We start from the raw sequence: 12,160 nt of genomic DNA on the forward strand, positions 1-12,160 counted from the left end.
ATGTGATGAGCTTAAAGTAATGACCAAACTGGTTGAAGTGAAAGTGGTAAATGCGGTAGTTTGCCTAAATCGATATGACTCTCGGCCGGATCATGAAAATCAGACCCTCGAGATGCATAAAATCCATATTGAAGTGCAATTTTGGCATATTCCTCGTATTGACGTGGCGTATGACTTCCAGTAATCACTTCAATTCCAAGTCCACCGGCTTCTTTGAAGGCGATATATAACTCATGTTTTTGGAGGTCTGTTAATCGATACCTACCTGGATGGGCAATAATTGCTACTCCACCAGAAGCTTTAATCCAATCAACCGACTCTTTGAGACTTGCCCAGACATGACCAATATAGCCAGGCTTACCTTCAATCAGGTAATTTTTGAATACATCATCGGTTGAGCGACAAACATTTTTTTCAACTAAATACCTTGCAAAATGTGTACGCGATAATAATTCTGGATTACCTGCATAGGTCAATGCACCTTCATAAGCGCCTTCAATTCCAACAGCTGCTAATTGCCGAGCAATTTCTTTACCTCTAGCGGTTCGTCCATCTCGTGTTTTACGCAATCCTTCAACCAATACAGAATGATCTGGATCAAGCCCAATGCCAACAATATGAATCGTTTGCCCCATCCAACTCACAGAGATTTCGACTCCAGAGGTATATTTCATCCCCAATTTATTCGCTGCTTCTCTAGCACGATGCTGACCGCCGATGACATCATGATCGGTGAGTGACCAAAGTTGTACACCATTTTGATGAGCACGCATCGCTAAATCCTCAGGTGTGAGGGTGCCATCAGATACCACTGAATGACAATGCAAATCGGCGTTAATAGAATTCATTACCCTATTCTACCGTTTTCACACAGGAATTTCGATAAAAATAGCATTTCAATGTATCAATGGGGAAAACATGCCATTTAGGTTAAGGACGTATCCACTACTCTTCTTGGCGCATGTAAATACTCTTTGGATTGCATTTCGATAATACGTGAAACTGTTCGGTGAAACTCGCCTGACATTTGACCTTCTGTGTAAAGTAAATCCGGTGCAACTTCTGCCGTGATAATTAACTTAATTTTGTGGTCATAAAAGACGTCAATTAACCAGGTAAAGCGCCTTGCTTCACTGGACATTCTTGGTGACATTTTAGGCACTCCAGTCAAAATGACTGTATGAAAGGTCGACGCAATTTCTAAATAATCATTTTGCGAACGTGGTCCAACACATAATTCTTGAAAATTAAACCAAGCAATTCCTCCAGCTCGACGCAAACACCTGATCGTTCGGTTTTCAATCATCAACTCAATCGGCTCATCTTCATGTGCACCAGCAAGTTTTACATAGACAGATTCCACTTCTTGCTCAACTGTCGGACCTAGCGGGGCAATATATGCCCTTACTTGATCCATCACCACTTGCCGATAATCAACCCCAGCATCGATATTCATCACATCGAGTTTTTCTTCTAATAAACGAATGGCGGGTAAAACTCGATCGCGATGTAATCCATCCGGATACAGTAGATCGGGTCGATAATTAGATGTCATGATAAATTGCACTTTATTCTTGAATAAAGCATCTAAAAGACGATACAAAATCATTGCATCCGCAACATCACTGACATGAAACTCATCAAAACAGATCAACTCATAACGCTGACCTATTTTCTTCCCGAGTTCATCTAAGGGGTCAGCTTGTCCACGTAAATCCTGAAGCTCGCGATGGACTTCACGCATGAACTCATGAAAATGCAGGCGTGTCTTTTTTTCTATATTGATGGCTTCATAAAAGCAGTCCATGATGAAAGACTTACCTCTTCCAACTCCGCCCCAAAAATAGACTCCCTTAGGAACGGTGCTTGAGGAACTGCCCAGAAGCTTTGTAAAAAATCCTCCAGATTTGGCTGGGCGTTGCTCCCATTCATCTTGACAAAGTTGCAGGCGTTGGATAGCAGCTTGTTGGGCTGCATCACTTTGATACCCTTTTTTCTCTAATGATGCTTGATATAACTCAGTAACGCGCATGCATTCCTATTTTAGAAATTCAATGCACGACGATCTGTTGCAAGAGCCGCTTCACGAATAGGTTCAGATAAACTTGGATGTGGGTGACAGATACGCGCAATATCTTCAGCAGATGCTTTGAACTCCATCGCAACCACCGCTTCAGCAATTAAGTCAGAAGCCGCTGAGGCAATAATATGCACGCCTAATATCTCATCCGTCTTTTCATCCGCCAAGATTTTTACAAAACCATCAGCGGATCCCATTCCTAATGCTCGCCCATTGGCTGCAAATGGAAACTGTCCAGGTTTGTAAGCACGACCTTCGGCTTTTAACTGTTGCTCGTTTTTACCAACCCAGGCAATTTCTGGAGATGTATAGATGACCCAAGGAATACAGTTGTAATCAATATGCGGTTTTTGCCCTGCCATGACTTCAGCAACGAGAACGCCTTCATCTTCCGCTTTATGCGCTAACATTGGGCCACGAACAACGTCACCAATGGCATAAACACCAGGAGCGCTCGTTGCTAGTGTATGGTCATCAACTGGAATAAATCCACGCTCATCCGCTTTTAGACCAATCGCTTCTAAATTGAGATTGTCCGTATTTGGCACACGACCTACAGAAACAATTAATCGATCAACTACTAAAGAATGATCAGCACCTGCAGCATCGGTGTAGTTAACGGTAACGTTATTTTTACCTTTTTTAACTTCACCAATTTTGACGCCTAAATTAAATTGCAGTCCTTGCTTGATAAATAGTTTCTGTGCCTCTGCAGCAATTCCTTGATCACAGGCGCCTAAAAAAGTTGGCATGGCTTCTAATATTGTTACGTCAGAACCTAAACGACGCCAAACCGAACCGAGTTCGAGTCCAATCACCCCAGCACCAATCACGCCCAGTTTTTTAGGTGTTTGGTCAAACTTTAAACCACCCTCGTTGTCACAAATCCAGATATTATCCACTTCCATACCGGGCAAGTGCCTGGCTTTAGAACCAGTTGCGATGATTACTTGCTTGGCGTTAACTGTTTTGTTTTCTTTGCCTTGAATGGCTATTTGATAAAGATTGTTTTCACGCCCAATAAAAGAAGCATAGCCCTTAAGATGGGTTACTTTGTTCTTTTTAAACAGGTACTGAATACCGCTGGTCATTTTTGTCACGATGTCATCTTTGCGGGTAACCATTTTAGGCACATTGATACTTGCACCTTGTACTTCAATACCATGACTAGAGATATGCTTTTGTACATTCTCAAACTCTTCTGAAGATGCAAGCAATGCTTTCGATGGAATACATCCCACATTTAAACAAGTCCCACCTAATCGTGGTTCTGCTTTAGGATCGTCATAAGCATTACCTTCTGCACATGCTACTTTAAATCCTAGTTGTGCTGCACGAATCGCTGCGATATATCCGCCTGGACCTGCACCAATTACTACTACATCAAATTCTTGACTCATTGAGATTCCTTTAAATGCAAATTAGGCTGATTAAATATCGAGTAATAGTCTGGCAGGGTCTTCAAGGATCTCCTTCATGGCGACTAACCCAAGGACAGCCTCACGACCATCAATGATGCGGTGGTCATAGGACATCGCTAAATAGTTCATTGGACGAATCACAATCTGACCATCTTCAACCACGGCACGATCTTTCGTTGCATGAATACCCAAAATAGCTGATTGGGGAGGATTAATAATTGGTGTCGACAACATGGAACCAAATACACCACCGTTAGAGATGGAGAATGTTCCACCTGTTAAATCATCTAAGGTGAGCTTGCCATCACGAGCTTTCACTCCAAATTCAGCAATCTTTTTCTCGATTTCTGCAAGATTCATTTGATCCACATCACGCAAAATTGGCACAACCAAACCACGTGGCGATCCAACTGCGATACCAATATCAAAATAACCGTGGTAAACAATATCTGTACCATCTACAGAAGCATTTAATACAGGATATTTCTTTAAGGCATGAACTGCTGCTTTTACAAAGAAAGACATAAACCCTAATTTCACACCATGCTCTTTTTCAAACACTTCTTTATATTTATTACGCATATTCATGACTGGCGCCATGTTGACTTCATTAAATGTCGTCAAGATTGCATTACTTGCTTGTGACTCTAAGAGTCGTTCTGCAATTCTGGCACGCAAACGGCTCATTGGAACACGCTCTTCTGGGCGATCACCCAATGGCATATTGATAGGTAATGAGGCTAATTTTTGCGGTGCAGGTGCACTTGCTTTAGCTGGTGTTGCGGACAATGCATCGGCTTTAGTTACACGGCCATCTTTACCTGAACCAGTAACATCTGTTGCTAACATATTTTTTTCTGCAAGTATCTTCGCCGCTGCTGGCATAGCTATACCTGCCGCGCTATTGGAGCTTGGTGCAGAAGACGCCGCAACAGCCGCTACGGGTGCCGCAACAGGCGTTGGGGTTGAAGCTGCAGGTGATGCTACCCCTTTACTTTCACTATCAATCTTCGCAATCACTTGATCTGAAACAACTGTTCCACCATCAGCAATGACGATTTCCGATAAAACCCCAGCTGAAGGTGCAGGCACTTCGAGTACCACTTTATCAGTCTCAATCTCAATGAGAATCTCATCTTGAGCAACGCTGTCACCAGCTTTTTTCTTCCATTGCAAAAGGGTTGCTTCTGCAACTGATTCAGACAACTGGGGTACTTTAACTTCAAAAATAGACATGGTAAATCCTTTAATTGGTTGTTTGTCGCTGTGTATTTATATTTATTTAATGAGGGCAAAACCTTTTAACTTGGCAAAAGCGCCATCGACTAAAGATTTTTGCTGATCTTGGTGCAGATGAGAATATCCACAAGCCGGAGATGCAGATGCCGGCCTACCTGAGTAACCTAACTTCTGCCCCTCAAACATGTTCTCATGAATATTGTGCTGAATAAAGAACCATGCGCCTTGATTCTGTGGCTCATCCTGGGTCCATACTAGCTCAACAACATTGGGATATTTCTTTAACTCTGCAGCAAATGCTTTATGTGGGAAAGGATATAGTTGTTCGATACGAATGATGGCAGTATCTTTAGACTTTTTAGCCTCTCTGGCTTTAACCAAATCATAGTAAACCTTACCAGAACACATAATTAATCTGGTCACTTTTTGTGGATCAACATTCGTATCTTGCTCACCAAGCACCGTATGGAATTCACCTTTAGTAAACTCAGAAATAGGAGATGTGGCATCTTTATTCCGCAATAAAGACTTCGGTGTCATGATGATAAGTGGCTTACGGAAAGAACGAATCATTTGACGGCGTAATAAATGGAAAATTTGTGACGCTGTAGTGGGCTGAACAACTTGCATATTGATGTCCGCGCATAACTGCATAAAACGCTCTAGTCTTGCTGAAGAATGCTCTGGACCTTGTCCTTCATATCCATGAGGCAACATCATCACTAAACCATTTACACGCCCCCACTTCACTTCACCAGATGCAATAAACTGATCAATGACCACTTGTGCGCCATTGGCAAAATCACCAAATTGCGCTTCCCAAATGGTTAAAGTATTAGGCTCCGCTGAGGCATAACCATATTCAAATCCTAATACAGCCTCTTCAGACAGAATAGAGTCAATGACTTCGAATGGAGCCTGACCATCAGCAACGTGCTGCAAAGGAATATAAGTACCAATATCCCACTTTTCACGGTCTTGATCATGCAATACGGAGTGTCGGTGAGTAAATGTTCCGCGACCACTATCTTCTCCGGAAAGGCGAATTGGGTAACCGCTGGCAACTAAAGAAGCAAATGCCATGTGCTCCCCCATACCCCAATCAACGTTCACTTCACCACGCCCCATCGCTGCACGATTCTTTAAGACAGTCTCTACGAGTGGGTGTACTTTAAAGCCTTCAGGTGCTTTCGTGATTTTTTCTGCTAAACGCTTCCACTCTGTTAGTGGAATAGCTGTGTCAGCATTATCTGTCCATTTCTTATTCAGGAATGGTGTCCAATCAACCGCATACTTACCTTTGAAATTAGTAATCACCGGATCAGAGGTTCTTTTATCGCCAGCATCTAGCTCTGCCCGATACACTTTAACCATCTCATCACCGCCGCCAGGGGGGATTACGCCCTGCGTTTCTAACTTATCAGCGTATAACTTACGAGTTCCAGGGTGTTGTGAAATCGTTTTATACATTAAGGGTTGAGTCATTGACGGCGTATCTTGCTCATTGTGTCCAAGTTTGCGGAAACAAATAATGTCGATACCAACATCCTTCTTAAACTTCATCCGATATTCAACCGCTAATTGCGTAGCCAAAACAACTGCTTCAGGATCATCACCATTGACGTGCAGAATGGGTGCTTCAATCGTTTTCATAATATCGGTGCAATACAACGTAGAACGCATATCGCGCGGATCAGATGTCGTAAAGCCAATTTGATTATTGATCACAATATGTACCGTACCACCAGTGTGATACCCACGGACTTCAGCTAACGCTAAGGTCTCTTGCACAACGCCTTGTCCTGCAATCGCTGCATCACCGTGAACCAAAATCGGCATGACTTGTGCACCATTCTTATCCCCACGACGATCCATACGGGCGCGAACTGAACCTTCAACCACAGGATTCACGATTTCTAAATGAGAAGGATTAAATGCAAGCGACAAGTGAACTGGGCCACCCGCTGTAGAAATATCACTTGAAAATCCCTGGTGATACTTAACATCGCCAGATGGTAGTTCTTCTGGAGCTGTGTGATCGAATTCTGCAAATAAGTCTTTCGGTACTTTACCTAAAGTATTCACCAAAACGTTTAAACGACCACGATGCGCCATACCAATGACAATTTCTTGGACGCCAGCTAAGCCAGCAGCATCTAGAATTTCATCCATGGACGCAATAAAGCTCTCTCCACCTTCGAGCGAGAATCTTTTTTGACCAACATATTTAGTGTGCAAAAAGCGCTCAAGTCCTTCAGCAGCTGTTAAACGATTTAAGATATTGGTTTTTTTAACGGCGGTAAAATTGGGGGTAGAACGAATGGACTCTAATTTCTCTTGCCACCATTTTTTTATGTTTTGATCAGTGATGTACATGTACTCCACACCAATCGTGCCACAATACGTTTGACGTAAGTTTTGCAACAACTCACGTAATTTCATCTTGTCTTTGCCAAAGAAAGTATTGCTGGTATTAAAGACAATATCCATATCAGCATCTGTAAATCCGTAATAAGCAGGATCTAACTCAGGAATATTTGGGCGCTCTGTTCTTTTTAAGGGATCTAAATCCGCCCATCTAGTTCCTACATTACGATAGGTCGCAATTAATTGTTGGACCGCAACACGTTTGCGCCCCATGGAAGAATCTGCCGAATCTTCGACATGACGGATCGGAGCTACTCGAGCGCGTTGAGCAAATGATGCGACGATCGGTGCGTGCGCAATATCTTTGGAAGTTGAGCCATCCACTGCAGGTAAATTCTGCACACCATCAAAATATTGACGCCAGTTCTCAGGCACGGATGTGGGGTCATTTAAATAAGCTTCATAAAGCTCTTCGACGTAGGGCGCATTGCCACCAAAAAGGTACGAAGTACCTTGATAAGACTGCATCATAATGCTCACCTTTTCTTCGGGTATCCCGATATGTAAGTGGGTTAGTAAACCATCTACGACACGGCTCAACCGACTAGTAGATTGCGAAACTCTAAATTACTCGTTTTACAAACCAACTTATTGTCTTATTAATTCTCTATACATAATAAGTAGATTTATCAGTCAATTTTATGACATTTAAGATTGTCTTGTATGTTTTTGACATAAATCTTGTTGTTATTTCAGTAAAAGTTTAATTTAAGGATTTTTCCTACAAGTAATTCAGATAATTCTGATATTTAAAACGATTTAACACTTTTAAGATGGATTTTCACATTGTTAAAGGAGATAAATCAATGCTGGAAACTACTCAATCAAATGAATTAAGCTACAAAAGTACCCGTGAAACGGCAAAAATTTTGCAAGTTTCTCTCGGTACTATTATTCAAAAAATGGTCGAAACAGGCGAGCTGATTGCCTGGAAGACGAGAGGAGGTCATCGCAGGATCTTAGACTTATCGATCGAGCGGCAATTGGCTAAACGTCATGAGCTTTTACGTCACTTTTGCAGTAAAAAATACTCGGTTTTAGGGATATTCTCAAGCACTGAGGAAATTGAATCATTCGAAAATCATTGTAAAACCTTTGAATCACAAATCCTCTGCCATTCATTTTTAGATATTAGTGAGGCATTAATGGCGGGCGTAGAATTAAAACCCGAGATTATTTACATTGATCAGAAAGTAAATACGATTGACCAATATCATTTACTCCATCAGTTTAATAAAAACACGATAACCGGGCAAATACCCATATTAATTCATCAGGATATTATCCAAGCATCACCTGAGTTGAGTCAAAACCCTGCGGTATTGAGTCCATTTGCAAAATCTAAAATGTATGGATATTCAAACTCGCTAGAGGTTTTGGAAAATATCATTCAAAAAGCACTTGTTGAAAAAATGCTCTAACCTCTAATGATGAAGGTCTCTCGCTCTTTACCAACAATCCACAAGGGTGCTTTTCCTCTACCCGTCCATGTTTCACCGGTGGCTGGATTTCGGTATTTAGCGGGGACTTTTTTATTGGCTTGATTGACTTTTTTTGAAAATAAATCACTCGCCGATAAAGAGTGCTTTTCAATCATTATTTTGATTAACTCGATTGCCTCTTGTTTCTCTTTTTGTTGAATCGCTAATATCTGCTGATCCAATAATTTACGCTGTTCAATCAACTCATCATAATTTGACATATATTTCTCCAATTTGCGAATTCTTTTATTTAATTATAAATAATAAATAATAAATAAAGTATTAATCTTATATTTAATTAACAATTAAATTGTTTATAGGACATATTTTTAATCTTTTCATCAAACATATAGTTTTTATGACTATTTTATCTATAACCCTTTTAAAAAAGTGTGTATAAGACCTTAGTATTTATATGAATATCTTTATGAGTTTTATTTGATTATGATTCTAAAAATAGAATAAAAAATAAAATTTAACAAAACATCATTTTCAGAAAGATTTGCATGCGAGCAGATAAAAGTTGGTTAAATACCTATCCCAAGGACATACCTCATGAAATCGATCTTTCTGAGAATCTGACTCTGATCGATGTTTTCGAGGAATCGTTTAAAAAAAATGCCTCTCGAACTGCCTTTGAATCTTTTGGAAAATCTCTCCGCTTTAAAGAGCTCGATGAGGCATCAGAACAATTTGCTAGCTTTTTACAATTTCAAGGGGTAAAGAAAGGCGATCGAGTGGCCCTCATGATGCCAAATGTGATGCAATATCCCATTGCTATTGCAGGTACCCTTCGCTGTGGTGCTATTGTCGTCAACGTTAACCCTCTTTACACTCCGAGAGAGCTCGAACACCAATTAAAAGATAGTGGCGCCCAAACAATCGTTATTTTAGAAAATTTTGTACATGTCTTAAGTGCAGTTCTTTCTCAAGTCCCAATGCAAAATATTGTTGTTACTACCATGGGTGAATTACTAGGTATTAAGGGAATGATCATCGATTTTATTGTGAAATACGTCAAAAAACTTGTGCCAACTTGGAATCTCCCTCATTACACAACTTTTAATGCTGCTTTAGAAGTTGGCAAACAAATGGGTTTCACCCAACCAGTGATTCGTCATGATGATATTGCTTTTCTGCAATACACAGGTGGCACAACGGGGGTTTCAAAAGGCGCAGTTCTAGAGCATCGCAATTTGGTTGCAAATATCTTACAACTTGAAGCGTGGTTAAAGCCCACTATTCAAAGAAAACAAATTGAACAAATTACCTTCATCTGTGCTCTTCCCCTGTATCACATCTTCGCTCTTACTGCCTGTGGGCTTTTTATTATCAGGTCAGGCGGCAAAAGCATCCTAATTGCCAACCCAAAAGATATTCTAGGATTAATTAAAACCTTATCAAAGTTGTCAGAATTTCATATTTTTCCAGCGGTTAATACCTTGTTTAATGCGTTAATGAATCACCCCCATTTTTCAACGATTGATTTTTCTAGTCTAGCCGTTACGATCGGAGGTGGTATGGCTATCCAGAAAACTGTCGCTGATCGTTGGCAAGCACATACTGGTTGCCCGATCACAGAGGGATATGGCTTATCCGAAACCTCGCCAGTGGCAACCTGCAACCTTACAACGATTACGGAGTTTACTGGTCATGTAGGATTACCTTTACCCAATACAGAAGTCTCTATACGTAACAACTTAGGTGAGGAAGTTGACGTTAACCAGCCCGGGGAAATTTGTATCAAAGGCCCACAAGTAATGCGGCAGTATTGGCATCGAGATGACGAAACACAATTAGTCATGACTGCCGATGGCTTCTTCAAAAGTGGTGACATCGGCTTCATCAACGATGCAGGTTATGTAAAAATCATTGACCGGAAAAAGGATATGATTTTAGTGTCTGGATTTAATGTTTACCCCAATGAAGTCGAGGAAGTCTTATCACAAATTCCTGGGGTTCTTGAAAGTGCCGTTATCGGCATCAATGATGAACACTCTGGAAGCAGTGTCAAAGCATTTATTGTTAAAAGAGATCCGACATTATCTGAAAAACAGGTGATCGATTTTTGTGAAAGTAACCTCACCAATTACAAAAGACCTAAAACGATTCAATTTGTAGAAACTTTACCAAAATCTAATGTTGGTAAGATCTTACGTAAAGATTTACGCTAGAAAATCTTACAACGATTAACCCTGAAAAGAGCATCATGGATAGCAATTTACTTGGCTTTATTGCAGCTGCCCTAACGACTGCAGCTTTTATACCTCAAACAATTCAGTCATGGAGATCTCGTGATTTGTCCGGAATTTCACTCACGATGTATTCCTTATTTACCTTAGGAGTTGCTCTTTGGATTATTTATGCCGTTCTGATTCACAGTTGGCCTGTGCTCATTGCCAATGTGATTACTTTAGGAACTTCGAGTTCGATTCTCTTTCTGAAAATACAATCACTCAAAAAAGACGCTCAAATATAATTTCAACGCTTTTCTGACCATCACTCATCAAACAGGTATTTTCTTGAATGGTTGCTTGCAGTTGCATCGATCGCTGTGCCATCAATGCTAGCTCCAAGGATTGCTCAGACGGAATTTGATAAATTTCAAGATTTTTCAGTCGTGAGATTTTATTTTCTATTCCTTTAAACCAAATTCCAGATGAATGATGATAGGCATAAATAAATACTTTGGTCGCCTTTCCGCTCGCTTTCAAAATTGGGCGCTCTTCAGGCTGCCCAATTTCAATCCACATTTGAATTTGATCGGTAAAGTCCTTCAACCAAACGTCTGGCTCATTGGCATCTGATAAGCCTGCTCCAAATGCTAAAACTCCATCACCATTGCATAACAACTGTAATTGGTGAGCTTGCATTGCCAATGCCACCAAACGCACCATCATCCGCTCATCCGTTTCACTAGGATGTCGCGCCAGTGTCAAAGAATGCTCGGCGTAGTATCCCTGATCGATATTCGCAATCGATAAATTTGCCTTATAAATGGTGGACTTAAGTGCCATGAAATACCTAAAAAGAATGCATTATGCACTGAAATGTAGCCTCCTAGTTAGAATTCTGATACTTAAGATTGATGTTCAAAGGCCTGAAAATACGATTTTTTTTGTTAAAATAGCGTCTTTTAGTAAAGGCTCCACATGAATAACGTTTGGACTGATGTCATGTCAATTGATGACACCTTCGAAGGCGAAGTTACACGCTTAGATACTGGCAATAAAAATTTAGCCGTATACAACGTAAACGGCACTGTCTATTGCACGGACAATGTCTGCACCCATGGCAATGCCCTTTTATCGGATGGATTTCTGGAAGGTCATGAAATCGAATGCCCTTTTCATCAAGGACGGTTTGATGTAAGGGACGGACGCGTGACTTGTGAACCTGCAGATAAAGCCATAAAAACCTACCCCATCAAAGTAGCTGATGGAAGAGTTTTTGTTGATTTGACTGTTTAAAATCCTTTGCTCGCTTTTCTGGGCAATCCCTTATAAAATAAG

11 protein-coding genes are annotated in these 12,160 nt (G+C 40.8%); 4 read left to right on the forward strand and 7 right to left on the reverse strand.

Annotated features, from left to right (window positions below):
• Positions 1–11: 11 nt before the first annotated feature.
• The 5 genes from QMN06_RS08330 to QMN06_RS08350 all read right to left on the reverse strand — a co-directional run bounded on the left by QMN06_RS08330 (position 12) and on the right by QMN06_RS08350 (position 7,638).
• A complete protein-coding gene (locus tag QMN06_RS08330; RefSeq protein WP_281969663.1) occupies positions 12–848 on the reverse strand; it encodes a 3',5'-nucleoside bisphosphate phosphatase in 837 nt (278 codons plus the stop codon).
• A 77-nt stretch (positions 849–925) separates the two neighbouring features.
• Entirely contained in the window at positions 926–2,032 is a 1,107-nt protein-coding gene (gene zapE / locus QMN06_RS08335; RefSeq protein WP_281969664.1) for a cell division protein ZapE, read from the reverse strand.
• An 11-nt stretch (positions 2,033–2,043) separates the two neighbouring features.
• Positions 2,044–3,480, reverse strand: coding sequence for a dihydrolipoyl dehydrogenase (lpdA, locus tag QMN06_RS08340; RefSeq protein ID WP_281969665.1), 1,437 nt, complete (start codon positions 3,478–3,480; stop codon positions 2,044–2,046).
• 30 nt (positions 3,481–3,510) lie between these two features.
• Entirely contained in the window at positions 3,511–4,737 is a 1,227-nt protein-coding gene (gene odhB / locus QMN06_RS08345; RefSeq protein ID WP_281969666.1) for a 2-oxoglutarate dehydrogenase complex dihydrolipoyllysine-residue succinyltransferase, read from the reverse strand.
• Positions 4,738–4,779: 42 nt separating this feature from the next.
• Entirely contained in the window at positions 4,780–7,638 is a 2,859-nt protein-coding gene (locus QMN06_RS08350; RefSeq protein WP_281969667.1) for a 2-oxoglutarate dehydrogenase E1 component, read from the reverse strand.
• A 335-nt stretch (positions 7,639–7,973) separates the two neighbouring features.
• Here QMN06_RS08350 and QMN06_RS08355 point away from each other — a divergent pair, with 335 nt between their 5' ends.
• Positions 7,974–8,588 (forward strand): helix-turn-helix domain-containing protein, encoded by a 615-nt coding sequence (locus tag QMN06_RS08355; protein WP_281969668.1) that lies wholly within the window; start codon positions 7,974–7,976, stop codon positions 8,586–8,588.
• On the opposite strand, the gene QMN06_RS08360 is transcribed toward QMN06_RS08355, so the two are convergent.
• A complete protein-coding gene (locus QMN06_RS08360; protein ID WP_281969669.1) occupies positions 8,585–8,869 on the reverse strand; it encodes an H-NS histone family protein in 285 nt (94 codons plus the stop codon). The two genes, QMN06_RS08355 and QMN06_RS08360, sit on opposite strands and share 4 nt — an antisense overlap.
• Before the next feature lie 285 nt (positions 8,870–9,154).
• Here QMN06_RS08360 and QMN06_RS08365 point away from each other — a divergent pair, with 285 nt between their 5' ends.
• Both QMN06_RS08365 and QMN06_RS08370 read left to right on the forward strand, forming a co-directional pair.
• Positions 9,155–10,822: a long-chain-fatty-acid--CoA ligase gene (locus tag QMN06_RS08365; protein ID WP_281969670.1), complete on the forward strand. Its 1,668-nt coding sequence runs from the start codon at positions 9,155–9,157 to the stop codon at positions 10,820–10,822.
• A gap of 35 nt (positions 10,823–10,857) precedes the next feature.
• Positions 10,858–11,127 carry a SemiSWEET transporter gene (locus tag QMN06_RS08370; protein WP_281969671.1) on the forward strand — a complete coding sequence of 90 codons (270 nt, stop codon included), beginning with the start codon at positions 10,858–10,860 and terminating at the stop codon, positions 11,125–11,127.
• On the opposite strand, the gene QMN06_RS08375 is transcribed toward QMN06_RS08370, so the two are convergent.
• Positions 11,105–11,665 (reverse strand): YaeQ family protein, encoded by a 561-nt coding sequence (locus tag QMN06_RS08375; RefSeq protein WP_281969672.1) that lies wholly within the window; start codon positions 11,663–11,665, stop codon positions 11,105–11,107. The genes QMN06_RS08370 and QMN06_RS08375 overlap by 23 nt on opposite strands.
• A 159-nt stretch (positions 11,666–11,824) precedes the next feature.
• Here QMN06_RS08375 and QMN06_RS08380 point away from each other — a divergent pair, with 159 nt between their 5' ends.
• Entirely contained in the window at positions 11,825–12,118 is a 294-nt protein-coding gene (locus QMN06_RS08380; RefSeq protein ID WP_281971754.1) for a non-heme iron oxygenase ferredoxin subunit, read from the forward strand.
• Positions 12,119–12,160: the final 42 nt, after the last annotated feature.

Origin of the sequence: Polynucleobacter sp. SHI8 (genome assembly GCF_027944005.1) — a bacterium.
Taxonomy (GTDB): Bacteria; Pseudomonadota; Gammaproteobacteria; order Burkholderiales; family Burkholderiaceae; genus Polynucleobacter.